Origin of the sequence: Xanthomonas hortorum (genome assembly GCF_024339125.1) — a bacterium.
In the GTDB taxonomy this organism is placed as follows: Bacteria; Pseudomonadota; Gammaproteobacteria; order Xanthomonadales; family Xanthomonadaceae; genus Xanthomonas; species Xanthomonas hortorum.
Genome location: NZ_CP101417.1, coordinates 873,064 through 898,419, shown reverse-complemented (window position 1 = coordinate 898,419; position 25,356 = coordinate 873,064). Strand labels below are relative to the sequence as shown.

Sequence of the window (25,356 nt, the reverse complement as noted above, 5' to 3'; positions counted from 1 at the left end):
TGGCCTGCATCAGCCCGCTGAGGCAGGAGCATTGCATGCGAACCCAGGTTGCGATCATCGGCGCAGGCCCCTCCGGCCTGTTGCTTGGCGAGCTGTTGCTGCGCGCCGGTATCGATACCGTCATTATCGAGCGGCAGACGCCCGAGCACGTGCTCGGCCGCATTCGCGCCGGCGTGCTGGAGCAGGGCAGTGTGGAGCTGCTGCAGCGCGCAGGCGTCGGCGAGCGCCTGCAGCGCGAAGGCTTGTTGCATCATGGCTTCGAACTGTCGCTGGATGGCCAGCGTGAGCGCATCGACCTGCTGCGCGGCTGCGGGCGTGGCGTCACCGTCTACGGCCAGACCGAGGTCACCGCCGATCTGATGCAGGCACGTGCGCGTAGCGCTGCGCCGACCTATTACAACGTCCAGGACGTCACCCTGTGCGAGGTACAAAGCAATGCGCCCGCAGTGGAATTCACCCATGATGGCCAACGCCAGCGTATCGCCTGCGACTATATCGTTGGCTGCGACGGCTTCCATGGCATCAGCCGCGCCAGCATTCCGCCCGAGCGACTGCGCCTGTTCGAGCGCGTGTATCCGTTCGGATGGCTGGGTGTGCTTGCCGACACACCGCCAGTGCACGATGAGCTGATCTACGCGCGTCACCCACACGGGTTTGCGTTGTGTTCGATGCGCTCGCCCACACGCACGCGCTATTACGTGCAGGTGCCTGCCGATGCGCGTGTGGAGGCCTGGAGCGACCAGGCATTCTGGAATGAATTGCGCGCGCGGCTGCCAGACACCTTGGCTGCGCAACTTATCACCGGCCCATCGATCGAAAAGAGCATTGCGCCGTTGCGCAGTTTTGTCGCCGAACCGATGCAGTACGGTCGCCTGTTTCTGGCCGGCGACGCGGCGCATATCGTGCCACCGACTGGCGCGAAGGGCTTGAACCTGGCGCTGGCCGACGTCGGCTTGCTCGCACAGTTGTTCGAACGCTGGAACACATCCGGCGATGCCAGTGTGCTGCAGCAGTATTCGGCGCTCGCGCTGCAACGGGTCTGGAAGGCCGAGCGGTTTTCATGGTGGATGACCACCTTGCTGCACACCTTCGACGACGAAGATGCATTTACTGCGCGCATTCGCGCTGCCGAGCTGGATTATCTGCTGGGCAGCGAGGCCGGCCGCGCCACGGTGGCAGAAAATTATGCCGGTTTGCCGTTGGTGGAGTTGGCTGGCGAGTGATCTGACCAGGGCAGTCGACTCACCGCTGCGCGGCCGTCAGGCAAGTATTCTTGCTGCTCGGAATGGGCACGGATTCGTGCGTTGTGCGGTTTGCGCGCCACTCGAGCTCACACATCGGGGCGCTCCCGGCATGCATTCGCCATGCTTGGTAACACGACACGCATCACGTTAAGAGGTGATGTTTTTCTCACCATCCATTTCAGAGGTGCCCTGGTGCACTTTTAGGCGGCTAGCGGGCGAGCGGACGCGGCCGGTAGGCTGGCGGCGACGCGTAGACATCGCTGTGTGCAAGGGCGCGTCATTCCCCCAATCAGCGGAGCATCGTGCTGCTGCCTGCAGCGAGCGCAGTGCCCGTCTCCACCCAGGAGTGCTCCATGAAAACCCTGTTCTCCCGTGCCCTGTTACTGGTCATGCTGGTGGCGCCCGTGGCTGCGTTCGCGCAGACCGCAGTGACCGCCAATCCCAACCACCAGAAGATGCTGGTCGGTTCCACCTGGTTCGAAACCGCCAACAAGCGTCTGGTCTACGACTTCTGGCGCATCGTGTTCGAAGCCGGTCAGGTGCAGTACGCGCCGATGTACATGGACAAGAACTACATTCAGCACAACCCGAATGTGGCAAACGGGCGCGACGCCTTCATCGCATTTCTGACCGCCTTCGTGCCGCCGACGCCGGTGCAGGAACGCGTGCAGTTGCCGCTGGTGGCCATCACCGCAGATCGCGACCTGGTCACGCTGGTGTCGGTGCGCACGCTGCCGGATCCGCGCGATCCGAGCAAGACCTACACCACCACCTGGTTCGACATGTTCCGCATCGAAAATGGCCTGATCACGGAGCATTGGGATCCGGACACGATTGCCGGCCGCGCCAATACCGGCGGCCAGTAAGTGCTGCGGCATTGCAAGGCTGCAGCGTGCAGCCATCCAATGCGTAACTCACGCGAGTTGCCAACCTAACGTTGCGCCCACCTATTGGTGGGCGCAGTCGTTTCCATGGCAGCGTTTAGCTGATGCGGAAGCCCATCGTGGCTTCCACCGCTTGCTGCCAGCCGGCATACAGTTGTTCGCGCTTGTCGTCGGCCATGTTCGGATCGAACCGGCGATCCACTGCCCACTGCTTGGCGATCTCTTCGCGGCTGCTCCAGAAGCCGGTCGCCAGCCCTGCCAGATAGGCCGCGCCGAGCGCGGTGGTTTCGGATACTTCCGGGCGCAGCACCGGTACGTTGAGAATGTCGCTCTGGAACTGGGCCATGAAGTCGTTGGCGATCGCGCCGCCGTCGGCACGCAGCTCTTTCAGTTCGATGCCCGAATCGGCCTGCATTGCAGTGAGTACGTCGCGGGTCTGATACGCCATCGATTCCACCGCCGCACGCACGAAGTGTTCCTTGGTGGTGCCGCGGGTCAGCCCGAACACCGCGCCACGGATATCGCTGCGCCAATACGGCGCGCCCAGGCCGACGAAGGCCGGCACCAGATACACCCCGTCGTTGTCGCCTGCACGCTCGGCGTAGGCCTGCGAGTCGCTGGCCTTGCCCAGCATGCGCAGGCCGTCGCGCAGCCATTGCACCACCGAGCCGGCAACGAAGATCGAGCCTTCCAGCGCATATTCGACCTTGCCGTCGATGCCCCAGGCAATCGTGGTCAGCAACCCGGCCTTGGAGGCGACCGCCTTGTCGCCGGTATTCATCAATGCAAAGCAGCCGGTGCCATAGGTGTTCTTGGCCATGCCCGGCTCGAAGCAGGCCTGGCCGAACAATGCGGCCTGCTGGTCGCCGGCGATGCCCGCGATGGGCACCTGCTCGCCGTAGAAATACTGGGTCTGGGTCATGCCGTAGATTTCGCTGGACGAGCGCACCTCCGGCAGCATTGCCGCCGGCACGTCGAGCATCGCCAGCAGCTCGGCGTCCCACTCCAGCGTGTGGATGTTGTACATCAGCGTGCGCGAGGCATTGGTGTAGTCGGTCACGTGCACCTTGCCGCCGGTGAGATTCCAGATCAGCCAGCTGTCGATGGTGCCGAAGGCCAGTTCGCCTTTCTGCGCCCGCTCACGTGCGCCTTCCACATGGTCGAGAATCCACTTGACCTTGGTGCCGGAGAAATACGCGTCGATCAGCAAGCCGGTCTTGTCGCGCACCATCTGCTCGTGCCCGGCTTCCTTGAGCTGCGTACAGATGTCCTTGGTCTGCCGCGATTGCCACACGATGGCGTTGTAGATCGGCTGGCCGGTGGCCTTGTCCCACACCACTGCGGTTTCGCGCTGGTTGGTGATGCCGATACCGGCAATCGAACGCGCATCGATCTGCGCGTTGTTGAGCAGCTCAGTGATGGTGGTGTAGACGCTGGTCATGATCTCGCGCGGGTTGTGTTCCACCCAGCCCGGCTGCGGAAAGATCTGGCCGAACTCGCGCTGCGCCACACCGGCCACCTTGCCCTGGCGGTCGAACAACATCGCGCGTGAGCTGGTGGTGCCTTGATCGATCGCAAGGACGTATTGCTTTTCCATCGGAGATTCCTCAAACAATGCCGGCGCTGGCGCACGGCGAGAAAGTGGGTGGTGCACGCCGTTGTATGAGAGGCCGGTAACAACTCAAGACCTGCTCAACAGCGGCGCTGTGCTGTCAGTCGTGCAGCAGTGCGATTACTGCGGGTCGAGCGGCGGTTTGCCGCCCTGCAGATGTCGCACGCGTGCCGGCAGAAACGGCAGGATCAGCCACTGGTAGGCGAGCGCGCCGATGGGGCCGCCGATCAACGGACCGACGATCGGGATCCACCAGTAATTGTCCTTGGCCGGCAACGCGGCCTCGCCCCAACCGGCAAAGTAGGCGAACAAGCGCGGGCCGAAGTCGCGCGCCGGGTTCATCGCCCAGGCTTCCAGATAGCCCATCGACGCGCCCAGCGTGGCCACCAGCAGACCGATCATCAGCGCGCCGGAGTTGGCGGTCGGCGCGGCTTCGTTGAACTGTTCGGTGATGGCGAAGATGCCGAAGATCAGGAACGCAGTGATGATGATCTGGTCCACCAGCGCATGCATCGGCGTAACCGCCAGACCGGGTGCAGTGAAGAACACCCCGGCTGCGCCACCGGCTTCGCGGGTGAGCTGTTGCACCTGGTTGTAGTGATCGATCACCGGCCCGTACATCTGGTAAACGATGGCCGCGCCCAGAAATGCACCGATTACTTGCGCGCCCCAGTACGGCAGCACTTTCTTCCAGGAGAAATCGCGGAACAATGCCAGCGCCAGCGTCACCGCCGGATTGGCATGCGTGCCGGATACCGAGCCGGTGACATAGATCGCCAGCGTCACTGACAGGCCCCAGGCGATACACACGCCCCAGTAGGCGTTCTGATACGGGCTCGGGTCGTAGAGGATGTACATCGCTGCGACCGAATCGCCGAGCGCGATGATGATGAACATCGCCACCGCTTCGGAGATCAACTCACCTACGAGTTGGCGGCTCATGCGCGCGTGCTCATGGTTGTGACAGTGTCGATGCTGGTCTCAATGACGCAGGCAGGGTGGTGCGGCGCGCATGTTGGCGCGCAGGGGTGTTGGTTGGTGCTCATCTGGGTTGCCCTCCACGTGACTCAGGATGATGCTGGCGAATGCGCCAGGATACGTTGCCGAACGACCCGTCCTCGCCGGCAACGCTGTTCGATCAGGCCGGTACCACGTCCGCCTGCTGGACCGATTGCGTCTGCAGATAGTCTTCCAGGCGCTGGCGCCCGGCCGCATCGATGCGCAGACCGAGTTTGCTGCGGCGCCACAGGATGTCGTCGGCGGTCACGGCCCACTCGTGTGCACGCAGGTAATCCACCTCGGCCTGGTACAGATCGGCGCCGAAGTGCGTACCCAAGGCCGCGATGTCCTGCGCCTCGCCCAGCAGCTGCTCCGCGCAGGTGCCGTAATTGCGAACCAGCCGCTGTGCGGTAGGTGCCGGCAGCCACGGCCGTGCGCTGCTGACGCGTTCGAGCAGGCTGGCGATATCGCGCTGTTCGCCGCCCGGCAGCGCGTCGCCGCGCGCCGTCCACGCCGGCTTGCGTGCGCCTAGCGCATGCGTCAGCCGGTCGACCGCCTCTTCGGCGAGCTTGCGGTACGTGGTCAGCTTGCCGCCGAACACATTGAGCAACGGCGCGCCGTCGGTGAGCACTTCCAGTTGGTAATCGCGGGTGACTTCGGCGGCGTTGTCCTCGGCATCGTCGAGCAGCGGGCGCACGCCGCTATAGCTCCACACCACATCGGCGGGGCTGATCTGCTGCTGGAAATACAGGTTCACCGCTTCGCACAGATACTGCACCTCGGCCGCGTCGATCTTGGGCGTGGCGGGGTCGTCTTCGTGGTCGACATCGGTGGTGCCGATCAAGGTGAAGTCGTGCTCGTACGGAATGGCGAACACGATGCGCCGGTCCGGTTGCTGGAAGATGTACGCATGGTCGTGGTCGAACAGTTTGGGCACTACGATGTGGCTGCCCTTGACCAGGCGCAGCGCATGCTTGTGCGGCACCGCGGCCACCTTGTCCAGGAACGACACCGCCCACGGACCGGCCGCATTGGCCAGCGCACGCGCCTGCACGGTGCGGCGGCGGCCGTCGCGACCTTCGAGTTCGGCATACCAGAACCCGGCATCGCGCCAGGCACCGACACAGCGAGTGCGCGTATGGATCTGCGCGCCACGCTTGGCAGCGTCCATCGCATTGAGCACCACCAGCCGCGCGTCCTGCACCCAGGCATCGGAGTACACGAAGCCGGTGCGCAGCGACTCCTGCAATGGCTGGCCCACCGGGTGCGTGCGCAGCGACAGCCGGCGCGAGCGCGGCAGGCTGCGCTTGCTGCCGCCGAGATGGTCGTACAGAAACAGGCCGGCACGAATCATCCATGCCGGACGCAGATGCGGTTGATGCGGCAGCAGGAAACGCAGCGGCCAGATGATGTGCGGGGCCAGCCGCAGCAGCACCTCGCGCTCGGCCAGTGCCTTGCCGACCAGCGCGAACTCGTACTGCTCCAGGTAGCGCAGGCCGCCGTGAATGAGCTTGGTGCTGGCGCTGCTGGTATGCGCAGCCAGATCGTCCTGCTCGCACAGGCACACCGACAAGCCGCGCCCGGCCGCATCGCGGGCGATGCCGACCCCATTGATACCGCCGCCTATCACCAGAAGATCGTATATCTCGCCCATCGGTGTCTCCGTCCGGGCGCGCCACAAGAGCGAACCCAAGTTGTCATGTTCGAACATATTCGAACATCAAACCTTGTCGGGACGTGAAGGGACGTCAAACCCTTTTTTTAGGATAGGTTTCCGTTGGAGGACCTAGTGGAAGTGGGATTCTGATCGCTATTCTGGATCAGAAATGACGGTCTAGGAATGTGCGCTTATCGCAAACGCACAAAAACGAACAATCGGCTCAGCTGGCGTCGCCAGGGTTTGCCAGATGCACCCGGGTGCCGGCGTCGGCCAGCACCGCGGCCAGTTCCTGCGGCGGTGGTCGGTCGGTGAACCAGTCGTGCACCTGGGCGATCGCACCCAGCCGCACCATGGCGTTGCGGCCGAACTTGCTGTGGTCGGCAGCCAGCAGCACCTGCCGCGAGTGCTCGATGATGGCCTGGGCCACGCGCACCTCTTGGTAGTCGAAATCCAGCAAGGTACCGTCCAGATCGATGCCGGAAATGCCGATCACCCCGAAGTCCACCTTGAACTGCCGGATCAGCTCCACCGTCGCCTCGCCGGTCACGCCCTGGTCGCGCCCGCGTACCACGCCGCCGGCCACGATGACCTCGAAGCTGGGGTTGGCGCTGAGCATCACCGCCACGTTGAGGTTGTTGGTGATCACACGCAGGCCGCGGTGCTGCAGCAATGCGCGCGCGACCTCTTCGTTGGTGGTACCCAGGTTGATGAACAGCGAGGCATCGTCGGGAATGAAGCGGGCGACCTGTGCGGCGATGTGCTGCTTTTCGCGCGCCTGCAACGCCTTGCGCGCGGTGTAGGCCAGGTTTTCCACGCTCGAGGGCATGCTGACGCCGCCGTGATAGCGGCGCAGCACGCCGGCATCGCAGAGCAACGTGAGGTCGCGGCGAATGGTCTGCGGGGTGACGTCGAAGCGCGTCGCCAGCCCCTCCACCTCGGCAAAGCCCTGCTGCCGCACCAATGCCACCAATTGCTCCTGGCGCGGGTTGAGTGCCGGCGCCGGGACCGTCCTGTAGTGAGTCGACTCCATGCGCAGATGATCGCGCATGTGCGTGAGGATGCAAACACGGCTGCGTGCAAGCCGTAGCGAGCAGTCGTCGGGTGGGCGTGGACGGCGCGCGCAGAAACCGCAGTGTGCGCGTGGCACACGCCGCAGCGAGTGCCTGCCGCGCCTGGCTGATGGTTGGCGCAGCAGTTTTTGCTGCGCTCTCAGCCCAGCTCGCCGCGATATCCCGTATCGATACTGATGCTGCCACCCACCGCGCGCGAAACGCAGGCGCACAGTTTGCGGTTCTCGCGGCGTTGTTCGTCGCTGAAGAACACATCGCGGTGGTCGATATCGGCCGCGCTGTCCAGCACCTCCACCGCGCACAGCCCGCATTCGCCACGACGGCATTCGGCGATCAGCTCCACCCCGGCATCGGCCAGGGCATCCAGCATCGATTCGTTTTCCGCCACCGGCACTTCCAGGCCGAGCCCGGGCAACTTGACCACGAAGGCCTGCGCCGGCACCCGCCCGCTATTGCCGAAGGTTTCGAAATGCAGCCGCGCACGCGAACGCCCGGCGGCGTGCCAGTGCTGGCGCACCGCTTCGAGCATGCCCAGTGGCCCGCACACATACACCTCGGCATTGGGCGACAGGCGCGCCAATTCGGCGGCAAGATCCGGCTGCCCAGCGGTGTCGTCGCAATGCAGCTGCAGGCGCTCGCCGAGCAAGGTTTCCAACTCGTCCGCATACGCCATCGCAGCACGTGAGCGGCCAACGTACAGCAGGCGAAAAGACCGGTGGCGACGTGACAGCCGCTGCGCCATGCCGATGATCGGCGTGATGCCGATCCCGCCTGCGATCAACAGGATTTCCTCGCCGCTCTCATCCAGCGCAAAGTTGTTGCTGGGCGGCGAGATCTCCACCACGTCGCCGGGCTGCAAGGTCCACATATGCCGCGAGCCGCCGCGGCTGTCGGGCATCTGCCGTACCGCGATCTGGTAATAGCCATCGGAGCGCGGTTCGCCCACCAGCGAGTACGAACGCACATCGGGCCGGCCATGCAACTGCACGCGAAAATCCAGATGACTGCCCACCTCGAACGGGCGCGCCGCAGTGCCGGGATCGAGCACGATCTCGCGCACGCCCTCGCAGGCATCGGCAATGCTGACGACGTGGGCGCGGTGCCACTGGGTGTCTTTACGCATGGGGAACTCCGGGCAGAAGGGGGTGCTGGCTGCTGCCAGCGTTGGACGGATGGGCGCGGCCGATCAAGGCGCCACCGCGCACCTGGGTGATCGCCGCCGGGGTTTGCAGGACGTGGCGCAGATTGCGATGCGCAAGCCGTGCGTGCTCGCGCATCAGCGCTTCGGCACGCGCGCCCTGGCGGTATTCGATGGCAGCGATGACTTCGCGATGCTGGTCTTGCGCCAGTGTCAGAATCAGTTGCGCCTCGGCGCTGGTGGTCTGCGCCATGACCAGGCTATTGGGCGAGGCGAACGGTAACTGCAGCACACGGGTGAGTTCGCGGCCCAGCACATCGCTGCCGGCCATGGCCACCAGCAACGCGTGGAACTGCGCGTTGGCCTGCACATAGGCGGTGAAGTCGATGGCGTGCAGCGGCGAGCCGACGATGCCGTCGAGCGTGTCCAGCAACTGGCGAGCCTGAGCCAGCGATGCGGCGGATGCCCCGCGTTCGGCGGCCATGCGCGCGGCCAGGCCTTCGAGCGTGCCGCGCAGTTCGATCGCATCGTGCACATCGCGTTCGCTGAAGGCCTGCACCGCGTAGCCGCCGCCCGGCAGTGCGCTGGCCAGGCCTTCTTCGCAGAGACGCTGCAACGCGGCGCGCACCGGCGTGCGTGACATGCCCAGCCGCTGCACCACCGCCAGCTCGGACAGCCGCGCGCCGGCCGGCAGGGTGCCGTCGAGAATCAGTTCGCGTAGCGACAGCAGTGCGCGCGTGGTTTGCGCGGCACTGCTGCGAAACGGGGTGGTCGGTGACATGCGAACCTCCGTCGCGGTGCTTTAGCCCACCATGCGCAGCGACAATTCCTGCGCGCGCTGTTCCTGTGCGATCAGCCGATCGATCACGCGGCGCGCCCACATGCCGCCGGCATCGACGTTGAGGTTGTAGAAGGTGTGATCCGGATGCGCATCGATGGCGCGCTGTTGCGCTTCCAGCACCGCCTCGTCTTCGCCGAACACGCCGGTGACGCCGGCCCGGGTGAGCGTGGTCAGGGATTGGTCGTGCAGCGCGTAGTTGCGCATGAACGCCCAGAAGTAGTGGCAGGTGGTGTCGGTTTCGGGCGTGATGGTATTGAGCACGTAGCCGTTGACGCCCTGGCTGCGGTCGCCTTCCGGCGCACCGGTGCCGGCGATGGCCACACCGACATCGATGGCGATGGTGCCGGGCGCTTCGAAGCGGATGATCTGCCAGCGATCGACCTTGCCGTGGTAATCCAGATGACGCGCAATCTGGCTGGCCCAGAACGGTGGCGCGTCGATATTGCGCATCCAGCGCGACACCACCACCGAGCGGTCGCCGTGCATCACCTCGAACGGCGCTTCGGCGATCTCGTCCTGGCCGATGCTGGAGCCATGCACGAAGGTCTCGTGGGTCAGGTCCATCAGGTTGTCCAGCACCAGCCGGTAGTCGCACTTGGCGTAGATGGTGCGGCCGTCGCCGGCCCAGGCCGGGTCGTGCGCCCAATGCAGATCGGGAATCAGGCTGGTGTCGGCCTGCGCCGGGTCGCCGGGCCAGATCCACACATAGCGATGCTTCTCGGCCACCGGAAAACTGCGCACGCATGCGGACGGGTTGATGGTTTCCTGCGAAGGCATGTGCACGCAGCGGCCTTGCGTGTTGTAGACCAGCCCGTGATAACCGCAGACCACATCGTCGCCGCGCAGCTTGCCCATCGACAGCGGCACCAGGCGATGCCAGCACGCGTCTTCGAGTGCGATCACGGCCCCGGCGGTGCTGCGATACAGCACCACATCCAGGTTGCAGACCTTGCGCGGGGCCAGCGCGTGCTTGATCTCGTGGTCCCAGGCGACGGCATACCACGCGTTGAGGGGAAACAGCTGCTTGGACTGGGACATGACCGTGACTCCTGGGGTTTGTATACAACCTGGGGTGCGGATCGGCAGTGGTACGCCGGCTGGCAACCAGTTGACGCGCTTGCCAGCGCTGGCGTCTGCTTGCAAGCGAAGTTATGTATACACCGGAGACAATGTTGGAGCGTCAGTCGCCAAACGAAATTGTGCGATTATCGAATATGCACGCCGATAATCGGATTGACCGGGCTGTGCCGCTGCGCCTACCGTGACCGCACGCTCGCTGCGCAGGACTCTTGCAATGGCCCAAATCGTCTCCCTTTCAGAAGCGGTGTCCCAACTGATCGCTGACGGCGATTGCGTGGCGATGGAAGGTTTCACCCATCTGATTCCGCACGCCGCCGGTCATGAGGTGATCCGCCAGCGCAAGCGCGACCTGCGCCTGGTGCGCATGACGCCGGATCTGATCTACGACCAGCTGATCGGCGCCGGGTGCGCGGCGGCATTGCGGTTTTCCTGGGGCGGCAATCCCGGCGTCGGCTCGCTGCACCGGCTGCGCGATGCGGTCGAACATGCCTGGCCGCAGCCGCTGCAGATCCGCGAACACAGCCATGCCGATATGGCCAACGCCTACGTGGCCGGTGCCTCGGGCCTGCCGTTCGCGGTGCTGCGCGGCTATGTCGGCTCGGACCTGCCGCGCGTCAACGACAGCATCAAGTTCCTGCAATGCCCGTATACCGGCGAAACGCTGGCCACCACGCCGGCAGTCAATCCCGATGTCACCGTGATCCATGCGCAACAGGCCGACCGCCGCGGCAATGTGTTGCTGTGGGGCATCCTGGGCGTGCAGAAAGAAGCGGCGCTGGCGGCGCGTAAGGTGATCGTGACGGTGGAAGAGATCGTCGACACGCTGGACGCGCCGCCCAACGCCTGCATCCTGCCGCGCTGGGTGGTGGATGCGGTCTGCCATGTGCCCGGCGGCGCCGCACCGTCGTATGCGCATGGCTACTACGCCCGCGACAACCGCTTCTATCTGGCCTGGGATGCGATCGCACGCGACCGTGCGCGCTTTCAGGCGTGGATCCAGACGCATATTCTCGACACCGAGGATTTCGCTGCCTTCCAGCGCGTGCACGCGCAATCGCAGCTACAGGTGGCCGCATGAGCGACTACAGCACCAATGAAATGATGACCGTGGCGGCGGCGCGGCGCCTGCCCGATAACGCGGTGTGCTTCGTCGGCATCGGTCTGCCATCCACTGCCGCCAATCTGGCGCGGCTGACGCATGCGCCGGACGTCACCTTGATCTACGAATCCGGCCCGATCGGCGCGCGCCCGGACGTGCTGCCGCTGTCGATCGGCGATGGCGAACTGGCCGACACCGCCGACACCGTGGTCTCCACGCCGGAGATCTTTCGGTACTGGTTGCAGGGCGGTCGCGTGGATGTGGGCTTTCTGGGCGCGGCCCAGATCGATCGCCATGCCAACCTCAACACCACGGTGATCGGCCCGTACGATGCGCCGAAAACGCGGCTGCCCGGCGCCGGTGGCGCGCCGGAGATTGCGGCCAGCGCCAAGCAGGTGTTCATCATCATTCGCCAATCCACACGCAGCTTCGTGCCGGTGCTGGACTTCATCACCACGGTCGGGCATCTGGACGGTGGCGATGCGCGTCAGCGAGCCGGCCTGCCTGGTGCCGGCCCGACCGTGGTGGTTACCGACCTGTGCGTGATGGAGCCCGACCCCGTGACCCGTGAACTCACCGTCACCGCCTTGCACCCCGGCAGCACCCGCGAACAGGTGAGTGCGGCCACCGGCTGGTCGATCCGCTTCGCCGCCGATCTGGCGCAGACCACGCCACCGAGCGCTGCGGAATTGCAGGCGCTGCGCGCGCTGCAGGCGCGCACCGATGCAGCGCATGGCAAGCAGGCTGCGGGAGCCGAGGCATGAGCGAGGTCTATCTGATCGATGGCATCCGCACGCCGATCGGCCGTTACGGCGGCGCCCTGGCCAGCGTGCGTGCCGACGACCTAGGCGCGGTACCGATCGCTGCGTTGATGGCGCGTCATCCGCAACTGGAACCGGCGCTGATCGAAGACGTGTATCTGGGCTGCGCAAATCAGGCCGGCGAAGACAATCGCAATGTCGCGCGCATGAGTCTGTTGCTGGCGGGGTTGCCGTCTTCGGTGCCGGGTAGCACGCTCAATCGCCTGTGCGGGTCCGGGCTGGATGCGATCGGCACGGTGGCGCGCGGCATCCGCGCCGGCGAACTGGGGCTGGCGATCGCCGGCGGCGTCGAATCGATGACGCGCGCGCCGTGGGTGATGGGCAAGGCCGAGAGCGCATTCGCCCGCACCCAAAAGCTGGAAGACACCACGATGGGCTGGCGTTTCGTCAATCCGCGACTGCAGGGCGCCTATGGCGTGGAGTTGATGGGCGAAACTGCAGAGAACGTGGCGCAGCGCCATGCCATCGCGCGCGAAGACCAGGATGCCTTTGCATTGCGCAGTCAGCAACGCGTTGCCGCTGCACAGGCGGCCGGGTTCTTCGATGGAGAAATCACGCCGGTGACCGTGGCCCCACGCAAAGGTGGCGAGGCAACCGCTGTCGATCGCGACGAGCCCCCGCGCCCGACTACCACCGCCGAGATGCTGACCAAGCTCAAGCCGGTCTTCCGCCAGCCCGGCACGGTGACTGCCGGCAATGCCTCGGGCCTCAACGATGGCGCTGCTGCCTTGTTGCTGGCCTCCGCGCAGGCGGTGCAGACGCATGGGCTGACCCCGCGCGCACGCGTGCTCGGCTTCGCCTCGGCGGGTGTGGAGCCGGCCTTCATGGGGATCGGCCCGGTGCCCGCCACGCAGCGCTTGCTGGCGCGGTTGGGCCTGACCATCGAGCAGTTCGATGCGATCGAACTCAACGAAGCCTTCGCCGCGCAGGCACTCGCCTGCACGCGCGCGTTCGGGCTGGCCGACGATGCGCCGCACGTCAACGCCAACGGCGGCGCCATCGCACTCGGCCACCCATTGGGGATGAGCGGCGCGCGGCTGGCGTTGACCTTGCTGCGGCAACTGGAAGCCAGCAACGGACGGCTTGGCCTGGCCAGCATGTGTATCGGCGTGGGGCAGGGCGTGGCGCTGGCGATCGAGCGCGTGTAGTGCGCCCGTTGCAACCGCCGCTGCCGTTACCGCCACCCATAGCGCTCTCGACGCTTGCAGCGTTGACGCTAGCATTCTCGACCGCGCCGCAGCGCAACCGATGGAGATCCCGCATGCGCGACCCCAGCTCTGACACGCCAGTCGATCCGCTGCTCGGCTATCGCCGCACCCGGATCGGCACGCAGCCGGCGTATTTGCATCTTCCCTATGCATCCACCGCGTTGCGCGGCCCCACGCGCGCGCCGATCGACATCCCGGTCACGCTGTCGGAAGTCACCGGCCCGCGACTGGATCGGCTCACGCTGGGCGAGCATGCCGCCGATCTCACTGCCGGCTTTGCCGGCGAGCCGTTGGGCGAGCGCATCATCGTCTCCGGCCGCGTGCTCGACGAAAACGGCAAGCCGGTGCGCAACAGCGTGGTGGAAGTGTGGCAATGCAACGCGGCCGGCCGCTATCAACATGCGGGCGATCGGCACGATGCGCCGCTGGATCCCAATTTTCGCGGCACCGGCCAGGTGCTCACCGACGACCACGGCCGCTATGCGTTCAAGACCATCAAGCCGGGTGCGTATCCGTGGCGCAATCACTACAACGCCTGGCGGCCGGCGCATATCCATTTTTCGCTGCATGGCGATGGCATCGGGCAGCGCTTGATCACGCAGATGTACTTCCCCGGCGACCCGCTGCTGGCGCACGACCCGATCTACAACTGCGTGGACGATGCGCTGGCGCGCGAACGCATGGTGTCCAGTTTCGACTGGGAAAACGCGGTGAGCGAATACGCGCTGGCCTACCGCTTCGACATCGTGTTGCGCGGTCGCAAGCAAACGGTCTGGGAGTGAATCGATGAGCCTGCACACCACCCCGTCGCAAACCGTCGGCCCGTATTACCGGCTTGGGCTGGAGCCGCTGTATCGCGACCAACTCGCTCCTGCGCAGGCCACAGGCACGCAGGTGCAGATCAGTGGTTGCGTCTTCGATGGCGCCGGCACTCCGGTGGCCGACGCGGTGCTGGAACTCTGGCAAGCCGATGCGGCCGGCATCTATGCGCATGCCGCCGACACCCGCTTTGAAACGCATGACCCCAGCTTCGATGGCTGGGGCCGTGTGCCGACCGATGCGCAGGGGCGATTTTCCTTCAGCACCATCAAGCCAGGCCAGGTCGCCGGGCCCGACGGCAAGCTGCAGGCCGCGCATCTGACCGTGCTGGTGTTCATGCGCGGGCTGCTGCGCGGCGTGTCGACACGGCTGTACTTCGCCGACGACCGGCAACTGCGCAGCGATCCGATCCTTGCCCTGGTGCCGGCCGAGCGTCGCGCCACGCTGCTGGCGCAATCGCGCGGTAGTGGCAACTACGTGTGGGACATCCATATGCAGGGCGATGCGGAAACGGTGTTCTTCCATTATTGATCGCAGCATCATTGCGCGTTTGCCCATGCTGCGATGCGCGCGCGTGCGCACCGCGCATGCCAGTTGGCACTCCTGCGCATCGGTGCCATGCTGCCCGCACGTCAAGAGAGGCCATGCATGACTGCGACGTCTTCCCTGTTGGGATCCTTGTTTGGCGAGCCCGCGTGCGATGCGTTGTTCGACGACGCGGCGCGTGTGCAGGCGATGCTGGCGTTCGAATCCGCGCTCGCCCGCGCACAGGCGCAATGCGGTGTGATCCCGGCCGAGGCCGCGCAGGCCATTGCCAGTGCCTGCGACGTGCAGCACTACGATCTGGCCGCGCTGGCGCAGGCCACCGCACTGGCCGGCAACCCCGCCATTCCATTGGTCAAGGCGCTGACTGCGCGCGTGGCCGAACACGATTCGCAAGCCGCGCGCTGGGTGCACTGGGGCGCCACCAGTCAGGACGTCATCGATACCGGCACAGTGCTGCAGCTGCGCGCTGCGCTCGACCTGTTGCTACCGCGTCTGCAACACCTGTGCGCCGATCTGGCCGCACTGGCCGAACGCGAGCGCAACACCGGCCTGCCTGGTCGCACCTTGTTGCAGCAGGCGGTGCCGGTCACCTTCGGGCTCAAGGTCGCCGGCTGGCTGGATGCGTTGCAGCGCGCGCGCCACCGCCTGCAGGCCTTGCAGCGCGATGCCTTGGTACTGCAGTTCGGTGGCGCCGCCGGTACGTTGGCGTCGTTGCAGGAGCGCGGCCTCGATGTCGCCCAGGCACTGGCCACGACGCTGGCGCTGCCGTTGCCCGTATTGCCGTGGCACACCGCGCGCGACCGCCTCGTCGAGGTCGGCTGCGCCTTCGGCCTGTTGGCCGGCACCTTGGGCAAGATCGGCGGCGATGTGGTGCTGCTGATGCAATCGGAGGTCGGCGAAGTGTTCGAGCCTGCCGCTGCCGGCAAGGGCGGCTCCTCGGCGATGCCGCACAAACGCAATCCGGTCTCCAGTGTCGCCGCGATTGCGGCCGCCACGCGTGTACCCGGCCTGGTGGCGACCTTGTTCAGTGCGATGGCGCAGCCGCATGAGCGCGCCGCCGGGCAATGGCACGCCGAATGGGAGACCTTGCCGCAGATCGTGTGCCTCACTGCCGGAAGTCTTGCGCAGATGCAGTTGTGCCTGGCCGATCTGGAACTGGACCGCGAGCGCATGCGCGCGCATCTGGATAGCCATGGCGGCGTGTTGTATGCCGAAGCGGTGGTGTTCGCGCTCGCAGCGCAGCTCGGCAAGGCGCAGGCGCATGCGGTGGTGGAGCAGGCGGTGGCACGCGCGCAGGCGCAGCAGCGGCATTTGCGCGAGGTGCTCGCCGAGGATGCACTGGTCAGTGCAGTGCTCACGCATGCGCAACTGCGGGCGCTGTTCGATGTGGACAGCTGGCGCGGCATGTCCTCGGTCTGGATCGATCGCGTGCTTGCCGCTTCTTCTTCTTAGCTGAAGGTACTTCGATGGCCTATCTGCAGTTGCCCACGCACCGCCTGCACTATCGGCTGGACGGCACCGAAGGTCGCCCCTGGCTGACCTTCTGCAACTCGCTCGGCACCGACCTGCAGATGTGGGACTCGCAGATCGCCGCCTTTGCGCCGCACTACCGCATCCTGCGTTACGACCGCCGCGGCCATGGCGATTCGGACACGCCGCCCGGCCCCTACAGCGTTGGCGACCTGGGCCAGGACGTGCTGGCGCTGTGGGATGCGTTGCAGATCGCGCAGAGCGACTTCTGCGGCGTGTCGATCGGCGGCCTCACGGGGCAGTGGCTGGGCCTGCACGTACCGCAACGGCTGCGGCGGCTGGTGGTCTGCGCCACTGCGCAGAAGATCGGCAGCAGCGAGAGCTGGAACGCGCGCATCGCGCAGGTGCGCAGCGAAGGCCTGGCCGTGCTGGTCGATGCCACCTTGCAGCGCTGGTTCACCCCGCCGTTTGCCATCAGCCACGCGCACCGGCTGGGAATGATCGTGGCCGCGTTCGTGGCGACCTCGCCGGACGGCTACATCGCCTGCTGCCAGGCCGTGGCCAATGCGGACTTCCGTGGCGCGCTCGACACGCTGGCGCTGCCATTGCTCGCAGTCGCTGGCGAAGATGACCCGGTCTGCCCGCCCAATGATCTGCGCGAGATCGCCTCTGCCGCTCCGCACGGCCATTACGCGCAGGTGCCCGGCCGGCATATCTGCAATCTGGAGTCGCCGGCCGCATTCAACGCCACCGTATTGCGCTTTCTTCAGGCTGACTAAATCTGCTGTCAGCACGCCAGCGCTGCACGGCCGCTCCAACCATTCCCCACGCAAGAGAGATCCAATGCACGAAGACGAGCGTTACCAGGCCGGCCTGCACGAGCGCCGGCGCGTTCTCGGCGATGCGCATGTCGACCGCTCGCTGGCCGCACGCACCGAGTTCACCGAAGAGTTTCAGGAACTGATCACCCGCTACGCCTGGGGCACCATCTGGACCCGCGACGGCCTGCCCGCGCATACCCGCTCGCTGCTGACGCTGGCGATGATGGTGGCGCTGGGCCACGACGAAGAATTCAAGCTGCACGTGCGCGCCGCGCGCAACAACGGCGTCACGCCCGATCAGATCAAGGAGGTGTTGTTGCAGGCGGCGGTCTATTGCGGCGTGCCGGCGGCCAATCACGCATTCGCGCTGGCCAAACCGATTCTCGAAGAACAGGCCGCCGAAGGCTGAGCCGCTAGCATCGCGTCAGACACTCTGACGAGCGACAAAGCGAGCGAGCGAAGCCGAACCGGAACACGCTGCGCATGCCGGCAGCGCAACCACGCGTGTTGTGCTCGAGGCGCGAGCAGCAAGAGCGGCCAAAAAACGATTAAGCAGCCGCCAGGTGGGCACGTCGGTGCCCGGAATCGGCATGTGCCACTCGTACACCGCCAAGCATCGCAGGCAAGATGGCCGCTATCGGACATCACGTCCCAGGGAGATGACTCATGACGTTGCGCTTTGCCTGCCTGCCTGCTGATGCTGCTGATCGCCACCTGTGCACTGCAGGCGCAGCCGCATCCCGGACCGGGCACGCAGTTGTCGCAGGTTCGTACCGACGATGGCCAGACGCTGGCGGTGTGGTCGCGCGTACCGGCACAACCGCGTGGCACGATCCTGCTGGTACATGGGCGCACCTGGAGTGCGCTGCCCAATTTCGACCTGCAGGTTCCCGGCGAAGTGCGCGATTCGCGCTCGGTGCTGGCGGCCTTGGCGCAGGCCGGGTATGCCGCCTACGCGGTGGACCTGCGCGGCTATGGCGGAAGTGCGCGCGATGGCAGCGGCTGGAACACGCCGGCGCGCGCAGTGGCCGATGTCGCCGAGGTGCTGGCCTGGATCGCCCGCAAGCACGCGCACTTGCCGCCGCCGGCGCTGCTCGGTTATTCCAACGGCGCGCGGGTGGCGCTGCTGATCGGCCAGCAACACCCGCAGGCGCTGTCTGCGCTGGTGCTGTACGGCTTTCCGGACGATGTCGATGCAGCTCCCGATGCCACACCAACGCCAGCCCAGCCATTGCGCGCACGCACCACGGTCGAAGCAGCCGGCGAGGATTTCATCACCGCCAATGCCGCGCCCTCCGGAGTGCGTGCGGCCTACGCTGCGCAGGCGGTGTCGGCCGACCCGGTGCGCACCGACTGGCGTGCGATGGAGCAGTTCGCCTTCCAGCCCGAGCAGGTGGCAACGCTGCCGGTGCTGCTGCTGCGGGGCGTCGACGATCCCATCGCGACCCAGCCGGACAACGCCCACCTGTACGCACGCCTGCGCAGCGAAGATCGCAGTTGGGTCACGCTGCCGCACGCCGACCATGTGGCGCATGTCGAAGACACGCATGCCGCCTGGGTGGATGCGGTGGTCGGCTTTCTGCGCCGGCCGCGCTGAGCGTGTTCGACAAACCCTAACTCAACAACGCCCCCAGCCGCTGCGCCGCCTGCTTCAGCGGTTCCAGCAGCTGCGTCTGCATCGTCTGCAGGCTCACGCGCCCGGCCTGGGCACCGATGTTGAGCGCGGCGATCACCTCGCCACGCAGGTTGCGCACCGGTACCGCGATTGAGCGCAGGCCGATCTCCAGCTCCTGGTCGGTCAGGCACATGCCTTCGCGGCGCGCGCGTGACAGCAGCTCCAGCAGCGCCGATGCCTGGGTCACCGTGCGGTCGGTGCGCGGGCGCAACGTGGTGCGCTCCAGATACGCCTGCAAGGTGTCGCCGGGCAGGGCGGCCAGCAGCACCCGGCCCATCGAGGTGCAGTAGGCCGGCAGGCGCGTGCCCGGGCGCAGCCCGATCGACATGATGCGCACCGTCTCGGCGCGCGCCACGTACAACAGGTCGTCGCCGTCCAGCACGCCCAGCGAGCAGGATTCGTGCAGCTGGTCACGCAAGCCATCCAGCACCGGCTGCGCTGCCGCGGTCATCGACGAAGAGGCCGCATACGCACCGCCGATCCCCAGCACGCGCGGCAGCAGCACATAGCCGCGGCCCTGCTCGCCGACATAGCCCAGCTTGGCCAAGGTGTGCAGCACCCGCCGCACCGCTGCGCGCGAGATGCCGGTTTCCAGGCTGATCTGCGACATCGTCACCTCGCGCGCGTGCTGGGCGAACACGCTGAGTACCACCAGCCCGCGTCCCAGCGAGGTCATGAAGTCCGGGTCGCCCTGGGCAGCGGCGATCTGCTGCATCAACTCATGCGGCAGGCCGCGTTCGCTCCCGACTGCGGGCACGGCGGTGGGGCGTTTGCGGCGGCTGGCGGCGGGCTCGGGCATTGGGTCGCAGGTTGGACAGGTTCCCGCATGGTAAGCGCTCACGCCGATGCATGCCCCCGGTCGCAGCTTGTGCCTGGACATGTAATCGCTTCACCCTGCTTGCCGCATAATCGTCGCTGATTTGTTCCGGATCGGTCCTCTTAGTCCATGAAAACCCCCAAGGGCCTGCAACCGCTGATCGACGACGGCATCATCGACGAAGTGTTGCGACCACTGAAGAGCGGCAAGGAAGCATCCGTCTATGTGGTCAGCACAGGCGCCGACATCCTGTGCGCGAAGGTCTACAAAGACATGGCGCAGCGCAGCTTCCAGGCGCGCGTGCAATACCAGGAAGGCCGCAAGGTGCGCGGCAGCCGCCAGGCACGCGCGATGAGCAAGGCCACCAAGTTCGGCCGCCGCGAAGCCGAGACCGCGTGGAAGAACACCGAAGCCGAGGTGCTCTACCAGCTGATGGATGCCAGCGTGCATGTGCCCAAGCCGCGCGGCTATTTCCACGGCGTGCTGCTGATGGATCTGGTCACCGACGAAGCCGGCCACAGCGCACCGCGGCTGGGCGAGGTAGAGCTGGAACCGGAGCAGGCGCGCGTGTTCCATACCAGCCTGATCGGCGATGTGGTCAAGATGCTGTCGCTGGGTCTGGTGCACGGCGATCTGTCCGAATACAACGTGCTGGTCTCGCCCGAGGGGCCGGTGTTGATCGACTTCCCCCAGGTGGTCAGCGCCGCCGGCAACAATGCCGCGCGCGACATGCTGCTGCGCGACGTGCACAACCTGCGCGATTGTCTGGGCCGCTTCGCGCCGGAGTTGCTGGAAACCTACTACGGCGAAGAGATGTGGGCGCTGTTCGAAAAGGGCGAGCTGCGCCCGGACAGCGTGCTGACCGGACGCTTCAAGTTCGACACCCACCGCGCCGACGTACGCGCCATCCGTGCCTCGATCGAAGACGCACGCCAGGAAAATCTCATTCGCCAGCAAGGCCGTGAGGCAGCTGCGGAAGACGAAGATTAGCCAGCGGCTGTCGCGGCCCTATGCGGCGCGACACTGGCAACGGCACACACGGCGCGCTGCCAGCGTGCACTGTTCATGGGCAACGTGTCGGTGCGCGCTGAGCGCGCCGATGCCAGCGCGTGCAGATGCGATGCGGCGCAGCAAAAAAACCAACTGACGCTGATTGCGTGACTGTCGCACAAGCCCGCCGGGTTCCGCCCTTGCCGCCGCATGCAAGGCCAGTCAAGGGTTTTGCAGCGCTGCGGTGTGCATCAGGCAATGCCATTGAAATTATTTATGCAATTTAATGGTGATTGATCATAAGTATCTGGCAGACTCGCTCCTCGTCTCCTGGAGGGTCTGTCATGTCGTTTGATCCTGATGTCGTGCGCCTGTTTGCCCAGCTTCAACAATCCGGTCAACCGGCCATGGACACCCTGCCGATCGAAGGTGCGCGCGCGATGATGCGCGCGCTCGGCGCGCAGCTCGGCTTCCCGCGCGTGGAGATGGCGCAGGTACGCGATCTGCATGCCGACACCGCTGCCGGCCCGGTGCCGTTGCGGTTGTATCGCCCATCCGATCTTACCCCCGGCCCCGCCCCGACCTGCCTGTTCGTGCACGGCGGCGGCGGTGTGGTGGGCGATCTGGACTCCCATGACGACGTCTGCCGGCAACTGGCTGCGCGTGCCGGCTGTCAGCTGTTGGCGGTCGACTATCGTCTGGCGCCGGAACACCCTGCACCGGCCGGCGTGGAAGACGTGATTGCCACCCTGCAGTGGCTGGTGGCCCAGCCCGATACGGTTGGTGCCGACGTGCAGCGGCTGGCCGTTGCTGGCGACAGCATCGGCGGCGCCATGGCCGCAGTTGCAGCGCTGGCCGCGCGCGACGCCGGGATCGCGTTGCGCTGCCAGGTGTTGGTGTATCCGCTCACCGATGCACGCGAAGACACGGGGGTGTACCCGTCGCGATCGCACAATGCCGGACTGCCGCCGCTTACCGCAGAGGCGGTGCGCTTTTTCAATCGACATCTGTTGCCCGACCCCGCCATTGCACAGGACTGGCGCGTCTCGCCGATGCTGGTGCCCGATGTGGCCGGCGTTGCGCCCGCACTGGTCGTGGTGGGCGATCGCGACATGCTCTGCGACGAAGGACGCGCCTATGCCGAGCGGCTGCGTGCTGCCGGCGTGGAAGTCACCTTGCACAGCTTCCCCGGCATGATCCACGGTTTCATCAACATGGGCGGCGTACTGCGCGCCGCCGATGAGACGTTGGCGCTGGCGGCACTGGTGCTGCGCCAGCGTTTGCTGCCCGCCATCGGGCGGTGGGCGAGTGACTAGAAATTGAAGCGGAAGGTGGTCATCAGCACGTGGTTTTCGCGGTCCACTGCAGGGGTGTTGACGAACTGATTCAGATACCCGACATCGACATTGGAGATGGCGTTGAACTTCCAGTTGATACCGACGAATACGCGGTTCTGGTCGAGACCGCGTCGCGCGCCCCACTCGGTCTGATCGAGATTGACGAACAGTTCGTTGAACGCCACCCACGACAATTGCGGCGACAACGCACTGGGGCGCACGGCCCGGATCATCTGGCGTACCCGGTAACCTTCGTCGCTGAAACCTTCGCGGTGGCGTTGCTCCAGACGCGTGCGACTGGTAATGGTGATATTGGCAATCGGATCGAACTGATATTGAAACTGCCCCCACCAGCGATTTTCGCGATTGGAGGATTGCCCGGCCGGGTGGCTGATAATGGTGTCGTAGCCCATCCAGACACTGGCTTTGGGATTGAGCCGGTAAAACACGGCGGGGCGCAGAATCAGTTGGTCGAACTGCTCGCCTTCCTCGCGCCAGCGCGGATGGATATCCATGCTCCAGTACAGATTTTCGACCGGCAACTTGCCCTGGGCATACACACTTAACCAGTAACGGCCATCTTCTTCCGTATTGGCCATCGTCGGCGCGATGTTCGCCAGCATCAATAATAAAAGCGGGCAGGCACTGCGCAGAGTTGCCTTCAACATCGCACTCGATCTGTTCATGGATTAGAAAGTCGTCATAGTTGATCGAGCATAGCAACTTCCCCCGTGCCGCTAGAGGCCGCCGGACGAGCGGCAAGCCTACGCGTGCCGGTGGCTTCGTCTATGGCGACATGACATCGCATGCTGACATCTGTTGGCAACGTTTCGCGCGTCGGTCCACTGAGGGCGCTTGCACGCGCACCGGCGTGGGGCTCGCCGCAAGTACGTCCCTGTAGGCGCTTATGCGGCATCCATGCCGCATAAGGTCCCACGCCGGCACGCGCGCAAGCACCACCGACTGGTGTCGGTGACTGTGGGACAAGCGACGGCTGGTTGATTGATCTAGCTGTACGCGAGACCTTCGCTGGCGACCGAGTGGCAGCGCGATGGATGACCGACGTCATCGTGGAATCCGTCGGACGACGTGCTTGCCGAGCAGCGACGTAATCGATTAACTAACCACAAGCCCCTTACGCCACCTGGCTGCGCCGCGCGCGTTCCAGATGCACCAGCAGCAGCGAGATCGCCGCCGGCGTCATGCCGGCAATACGCTGCGCCTGGCCGATACTTTGCGGGCGCACGCGTTCGAGTTTCTGCTGCACTTCGATCGACAGGCCACGCACGCCGGCATAATCGAACCCTTCTGGAATCGGCGTGGTTTCGTGGCGTTGCTGACGCGCGATGTCGTCGCGTTGGCGGTCCAGATAGCCTGCGTATTTGACGCTGATCTCCACCTGCTCGGCCACCTGCGTATCGTCCACGCCCGGCCCCAGCGTCGGCACGCGCATCAGCGCGGCGTAGTTGAGCTCCGGGCGCTTGATCAGATCCAGTACGTTGGTCTCGCGGCTCACCGCCACGCCCAGGGTCTGGGCCACTTCGCGGCCCAGCGCATTGCCCGGGGTTGCCCACAGTGCCTGCAGGCGCGCGCTTTCGCGCTGCACCGCCTCCTGCTTGGCCGAAAACCGCGCCCAGCGCGCATCGTCGACCAGGCCCATCGCGCGGCCCACGCCGGTCAGGCGCGCGTCGGCATTGTCTTCGCGCAATTGCAGCCGGTATTCGGCGCGGCTGGTGAACATGCGATACGGCTCGGTGGTGCCGTGGGTGATCAGATCGTCCACCAGCACGCCCAGGTAGGCTTCATCGCGACGCGGCGACCACGCCGGCAAGGCCTGGACATGATGCGCGGCATTGAGGCCGGCCAGCAACCCTTGCGCGGCGGCTTCTTCGTAACCGGTGGTGCCGTTGATCTGCCCGGCGAAGAACAGCCCGCCCACTGCCTTGGTTTCCAGCGAGGCCTTGAGCCCGCGTGGGTCGAAGAAGTCGTATTCGATCGCATAGCCGGGGCGGGTGATATGCGCCTGCGCAAACCCGTGGATCGAGCGCACAAGCGCCAGTTGCACATCGAACGGCAGCGAGGTGGAGATGCCGTTGGGATAGATCTCGGTGACCTCCAGGCCTTCGGGCTCGACGAAGATCTGGTGGCTGGTCTTCTCGGCGAAGCGCACCACCTTGTCTTCGATCGACGGGCAGTAACGCGGGCCGATGCCTTCGATCTGCCCCGAATACAGCGGCGAGCGATGCAGCGCGCTGCGGATGATGTCGTGGGTCTGTTCGGTGGTGTGGGTGATCCAGCAGCTGACCTGGCGCGGGTGATCGCTGCGCTGGCCCATGAACGACATCACCGGCAACGGATCGTCGCCCGGCTGTTCGGCCATCACGCTGTAGTCGAGCGTGCGCCCGTCGATACGCGGCGGGGTGCCGGTTTTGAGCCGGTCGATCGAAAACGGCCGCTCGCGCAGGCGCGCGGCCAGCGTGGTGGCCGGCGGGTCGCCCATCCGCCCGGCCGCGTGCTGGGTCTCGCCAACATGGATCTTGCCGGCAAGGAAGGTACCGGCCGTGAGCACCACCGAGGTCGCTTCGAAGCGCAGCCCGGTCTGGGTGATGACCCCGCGCACGCTGTCGCCTTCGGTTGCGCCGTTGTGGATGAGTAGATCGTCCACCGCCGCCTGGAACACGGTCAGGTTGGGCTGCGCCTCGACGATGCTGCGGATCGCATTGCGGTACAGAGTGCGATCGGCCTGGCAGCGGGTGGCGCGCACCGCCGGCCCCTTGGAGGCATTGAGGGTGCGCCACTGGATACCGGCCAGATCCGCCGCGCGCGCCATCGCCCCGCCCAGCGCGTCGATCTCCTTGACCAGATGACCCTTGCCGATCCCGCCGATGGCCGGGTTGCAGCTCATCGCGCCCACGGTCTCGATGTTGTGGGTCAGCAGCAAGGTGCGGGCACCGGCGCGCGCGGAGGCCAGCGCGGCCTCGGTGCCGGCATGGCCGCCGCCGATCACGATGACGTCGTAGCGATAAAAAGAATCGGACATGGGCGTGGACTAGGAAGCGGAAGGAAGACAAGCGGCCGCGGAATTATCGGCTGAAGGGCGATTGAGGTCACTCAATAGATAAAAATGTGATGTTAATCACATTTTCGAACAGTGGTACTCAAGTTGGCATGTTCCGTGCGGATATCCCTACTGCACCCGTCGTGGCATTGCGACATGGGCGCAAG

23 protein-coding genes and 1 other RNA gene are annotated in these 25,356 nt (G+C 65.6%); 13 read left to right on the top strand and 11 right to left on the bottom strand.

The annotated features are described in order from the left end of the window. Positions 1 to 35: 35 nt before the first annotated feature. Both pobA and NMB96_RS03700 read left to right on the top strand, forming a co-directional pair. Positions 36 to 1,223 (top strand): 4-hydroxybenzoate 3-monooxygenase, encoded by a 1,188-nt coding sequence (pobA, locus tag NMB96_RS03705; protein ID WP_255086264.1) that lies wholly within the window; start codon positions 36 to 38, stop codon positions 1,221 to 1,223. Between the two features lie 374 nt (positions 1,224 to 1,597). Further along, positions 1,598 to 2,110 (top strand): nuclear transport factor 2 family protein, encoded by a 513-nt coding sequence (locus NMB96_RS03700; protein ID WP_255086263.1) that lies wholly within the window; start codon positions 1,598 to 1,600, stop codon positions 2,108 to 2,110. A 115-nt stretch (positions 2,111 to 2,225) separates the two neighbouring features. Here the strand turns inward: NMB96_RS03700 and glpK are convergent, their stop codons facing one another. The 8 genes from glpK to NMB96_RS03660 all read right to left on the bottom strand — a co-directional run bounded on the left by glpK (position 2,226) and on the right by NMB96_RS03660 (position 10,486). Next, entirely contained in the window at positions 2,226 to 3,725 is a 1,500-nt protein-coding gene (glpK, locus tag NMB96_RS03695; protein ID WP_255086262.1) for a glycerol kinase GlpK, read from the bottom strand. A gap of 135 nt (positions 3,726 to 3,860) precedes the next feature. Continuing rightward, positions 3,861 to 4,682, bottom strand: a complete 822-nt coding sequence (locus NMB96_RS03690) for an MIP/aquaporin family protein (RefSeq protein WP_104551346.1) — start codon at positions 4,680 to 4,682, stop codon at positions 3,861 to 3,863. A 196-nt stretch (positions 4,683 to 4,878) separates the two neighbouring features. Next, a complete protein-coding gene (glpD, locus tag NMB96_RS03685; RefSeq protein WP_023902281.1) occupies positions 4,879 to 6,393 on the bottom strand; it encodes a glycerol-3-phosphate dehydrogenase in 1,515 nt (504 codons plus the stop codon). 226 nt (positions 6,394 to 6,619) lie between these two features. Further along, positions 6,620 to 7,447: a DeoR/GlpR family DNA-binding transcription regulator gene (locus tag NMB96_RS03680; RefSeq protein ID WP_023902282.1), complete on the bottom strand. Its 828-nt coding sequence runs from the start codon at positions 7,445 to 7,447 to the stop codon at positions 6,620 to 6,622. Positions 7,448 to 7,458: 11 nt separating this feature from the next. Further along, a non-coding RNA gene (locus NMB96_RS03675) (sX9 sRNA) lies at positions 7,459 to 7,548 on the bottom strand. A 60-nt stretch (positions 7,549 to 7,608) separates the two neighbouring features. After that, positions 7,609 to 8,592 (bottom strand): PDR/VanB family oxidoreductase, encoded by a 984-nt coding sequence (locus NMB96_RS03670; RefSeq protein ID WP_023902283.1) that lies wholly within the window; start codon positions 8,590 to 8,592, stop codon positions 7,609 to 7,611. Then, positions 8,585 to 9,388: a GntR family transcriptional regulator gene (locus tag NMB96_RS03665; protein ID WP_006449035.1), complete on the bottom strand. Its 804-nt coding sequence runs from the start codon at positions 9,386 to 9,388 to the stop codon at positions 8,585 to 8,587. The genes NMB96_RS03670 and NMB96_RS03665 overlap by 8 nt, the downstream gene beginning before the upstream one ends. A 21-nt stretch (positions 9,389 to 9,409) precedes the next feature. After that, on the bottom strand, positions 9,410 to 10,486 hold the full coding sequence (locus NMB96_RS03660) for an aromatic ring-hydroxylating dioxygenase subunit alpha (RefSeq protein ID WP_023902284.1): 1,077 nt from the start codon (positions 10,484 to 10,486) through the stop codon (positions 9,410 to 9,412). A 256-nt stretch (positions 10,487 to 10,742) separates the two neighbouring features. Here NMB96_RS03660 and NMB96_RS03655 point away from each other — a divergent pair, with 256 nt between their 5' ends. From NMB96_RS03655 to NMB96_RS03615, 9 genes are all read left to right on the top strand, one after another. After that, on the top strand, positions 10,743 to 11,606 hold the full coding sequence (locus tag NMB96_RS03655) for a CoA transferase subunit A (RefSeq protein ID WP_183086618.1): 864 nt from the start codon (positions 10,743 to 10,745) through the stop codon (positions 11,604 to 11,606). Continuing rightward, positions 11,603 to 12,391: a CoA-transferase subunit beta gene (locus NMB96_RS03650; RefSeq protein ID WP_023902287.1), complete on the top strand. Its 789-nt coding sequence runs from the start codon at positions 11,603 to 11,605 to the stop codon at positions 12,389 to 12,391. The genes NMB96_RS03655 and NMB96_RS03650 overlap by 4 nt, the downstream gene beginning before the upstream one ends. Next, a complete protein-coding gene (pcaF, locus tag NMB96_RS03645) occupies positions 12,388 to 13,596 on the top strand; it encodes a 3-oxoadipyl-CoA thiolase (RefSeq protein ID WP_023902288.1) in 1,209 nt (402 codons plus the stop codon). Before NMB96_RS03650 ends, pcaF begins: the two co-directional genes overlap by 4 nt. Positions 13,597 to 13,709: 113 nt before the next feature. Continuing rightward, on the top strand, positions 13,710 to 14,438 hold the full coding sequence (pcaH, locus tag NMB96_RS03640; RefSeq protein ID WP_255086259.1) for a protocatechuate 3,4-dioxygenase subunit beta: 729 nt from the start codon (positions 13,710 to 13,712) through the stop codon (positions 14,436 to 14,438). 4 nt (positions 14,439 to 14,442) lie between these two features. After that, positions 14,443 to 15,006: a protocatechuate 3,4-dioxygenase subunit alpha gene (gene pcaG, locus NMB96_RS03635; protein ID WP_023902290.1), complete on the top strand. Its 564-nt coding sequence runs from the start codon at positions 14,443 to 14,445 to the stop codon at positions 15,004 to 15,006. 117 nt (positions 15,007 to 15,123) lie between these two features. Further along, entirely contained in the window at positions 15,124 to 16,473 is a 1,350-nt protein-coding gene (locus tag NMB96_RS03630) for a 3-carboxy-cis,cis-muconate cycloisomerase (protein ID WP_255086258.1), read from the top strand. A 14-nt stretch (positions 16,474 to 16,487) separates the two neighbouring features. Next, positions 16,488 to 17,270: a 3-oxoadipate enol-lactonase gene (gene pcaD, locus NMB96_RS03625; RefSeq protein WP_255086257.1), complete on the top strand. Its 783-nt coding sequence runs from the start codon at positions 16,488 to 16,490 to the stop codon at positions 17,268 to 17,270. A gap of 64 nt (positions 17,271 to 17,334) precedes the next feature. After that, on the top strand, positions 17,335 to 17,721 hold the full coding sequence (gene pcaC, locus NMB96_RS03620) for a 4-carboxymuconolactone decarboxylase (RefSeq protein WP_104551337.1): 387 nt from the start codon (positions 17,335 to 17,337) through the stop codon (positions 17,719 to 17,721). Between the two features lie 288 nt (positions 17,722 to 18,009). Then, entirely contained in the window at positions 18,010 to 18,909 is a 900-nt protein-coding gene (locus NMB96_RS03615; protein ID WP_255086255.1) for an alpha/beta hydrolase, read from the top strand. Positions 18,910 to 18,925: 16 nt separating this feature from the next. On the opposite strand, the gene NMB96_RS03610 is transcribed toward NMB96_RS03615, so the two are convergent. Further along, positions 18,926 to 19,786, bottom strand: a complete 861-nt coding sequence (locus tag NMB96_RS03610; protein ID WP_023902295.1) for an IclR family transcriptional regulator domain-containing protein — start codon at positions 19,784 to 19,786, stop codon at positions 18,926 to 18,928. A gap of 147 nt (positions 19,787 to 19,933) precedes the next feature. Here NMB96_RS03610 and NMB96_RS03605 point away from each other — a divergent pair, with 147 nt between their 5' ends. Continuing rightward, positions 19,934 to 20,794 (top strand): PA4780 family RIO1-like protein kinase, encoded by an 861-nt coding sequence (locus tag NMB96_RS03605; protein WP_023902296.1) that lies wholly within the window; start codon positions 19,934 to 19,936, stop codon positions 20,792 to 20,794. Between the two features lie 344 nt (positions 20,795 to 21,138). After that, positions 21,139 to 22,110 carry an alpha/beta hydrolase gene (locus NMB96_RS03600; protein ID WP_023902298.1) on the top strand — a complete coding sequence of 324 codons (972 nt, stop codon included), beginning with the start codon at positions 21,139 to 21,141 and terminating at the stop codon, positions 22,108 to 22,110. Here the strand turns inward: NMB96_RS03600 and NMB96_RS03595 are convergent. Continuing rightward, the gene (locus NMB96_RS03595) at positions 22,107 to 22,817 is read right to left on the bottom strand and encodes a DUF2490 domain-containing protein (protein ID WP_255086254.1); all 711 of its coding nucleotides are present in this window, start codon (positions 22,815 to 22,817) and stop codon (positions 22,107 to 22,109) included. The two genes, NMB96_RS03600 and NMB96_RS03595, sit on opposite strands and share 4 nt — an antisense overlap. Before the next feature lie 449 nt (positions 22,818 to 23,266). Then, complete coding sequence (mnmG, locus tag NMB96_RS03590) at positions 23,267 to 25,171, bottom strand: tRNA uridine-5-carboxymethylaminomethyl(34) synthesis enzyme MnmG (protein WP_255086252.1); 1,905 nt, start codon at positions 25,169 to 25,171, stop codon at positions 23,267 to 23,269. Positions 25,172 to 25,356: the final 185 nt, after the last annotated feature.

Coding starts and splice junctions, on each gene's coding strand:
- NMB96_RS03600 (WP_023902298.1), top strand. CDS start 21,139: ATGTCGTTTGATCCTGATGTCGTGCGCCTGTTTGCCCAGCTTCAACAA.
- NMB96_RS03605 (WP_023902296.1), top strand. CDS start 19,934: ATGAAAACCCCCAAGGGCCTGCAACCGCTGATCGACGACGGCATCATC.
- glpK (WP_255086262.1), bottom strand. CDS start 3,725: ATGGAAAAGCAATACGTCCTTGCGATCGATCAAGGCACCACCAGCTCA.
- pobA (WP_255086264.1), top strand. CDS start 36: ATGCGAACCCAGGTTGCGATCATCGGCGCAGGCCCCTCCGGCCTGTTG.
- NMB96_RS03665 (WP_006449035.1), bottom strand. CDS start 9,388: ATGTCACCGACCACCCCGTTTCGCAGCAGTGCCGCGCAAACCACGCGC.
- NMB96_RS03655 (WP_183086618.1), top strand. CDS start 10,743: ATGGCCCAAATCGTCTCCCTTTCAGAAGCGGTGTCCCAACTGATCGCT.
- NMB96_RS03610 (WP_023902295.1), bottom strand. CDS start 19,786: ATGCCCGAGCCCGCCGCCAGCCGCCGCAAACGCCCCACCGCCGTGCCC.
- glpD (WP_023902281.1), bottom strand. CDS start 6,393: ATGGGCGAGATATACGATCTTCTGGTGATAGGCGGCGGTATCAATGGG.
- pcaD (WP_255086257.1), top strand. CDS start 16,488: ATGGCCTATCTGCAGTTGCCCACGCACCGCCTGCACTATCGGCTGGAC.
- NMB96_RS03680 (WP_023902282.1), bottom strand. CDS start 7,447: ATGCGCGATCATCTGCGCATGGAGTCGACTCACTACAGGACGGTCCCG.
- pcaG (WP_023902290.1), top strand. CDS start 14,443: ATGAGCCTGCACACCACCCCGTCGCAAACCGTCGGCCCGTATTACCGG.
- NMB96_RS03660 (WP_023902284.1), bottom strand. CDS start 10,486: ATGTCCCAGTCCAAGCAGCTGTTTCCCCTCAACGCGTGGTATGCCGTC.
- pcaC (WP_104551337.1), top strand. CDS start 17,335: ATGCACGAAGACGAGCGTTACCAGGCCGGCCTGCACGAGCGCCGGCGC.
- pcaF (WP_023902288.1), top strand. CDS start 12,388: ATGAGCGAGGTCTATCTGATCGATGGCATCCGCACGCCGATCGGCCGT.
- NMB96_RS03700 (WP_255086263.1), top strand. CDS start 1,598: ATGAAAACCCTGTTCTCCCGTGCCCTGTTACTGGTCATGCTGGTGGCG.
- NMB96_RS03615 (WP_255086255.1), top strand. CDS start 18,010: ATGCTGCTGATCGCCACCTGTGCACTGCAGGCGCAGCCGCATCCCGGA.
- mnmG (WP_255086252.1), bottom strand. CDS start 25,171: ATGTCCGATTCTTTTTATCGCTACGACGTCATCGTGATCGGCGGCGGC.
- NMB96_RS03630 (WP_255086258.1), top strand. CDS start 15,124: ATGACTGCGACGTCTTCCCTGTTGGGATCCTTGTTTGGCGAGCCCGCG.
- NMB96_RS03690 (WP_104551346.1), bottom strand. CDS start 4,682: ATGAGCCGCCAACTCGTAGGTGAGTTGATCTCCGAAGCGGTGGCGATG.
- NMB96_RS03595 (WP_255086254.1), bottom strand. CDS start 22,817: ATGAACAGATCGAGTGCGATGTTGAAGGCAACTCTGCGCAGTGCCTGC.
- NMB96_RS03650 (WP_023902287.1), top strand. CDS start 11,603: ATGAGCGACTACAGCACCAATGAAATGATGACCGTGGCGGCGGCGCGG.
- pcaH (WP_255086259.1), top strand. CDS start 13,710: ATGCGCGACCCCAGCTCTGACACGCCAGTCGATCCGCTGCTCGGCTAT.
- NMB96_RS03670 (WP_023902283.1), bottom strand. CDS start 8,592: ATGCGTAAAGACACCCAGTGGCACCGCGCCCACGTCGTCAGCATTGCC.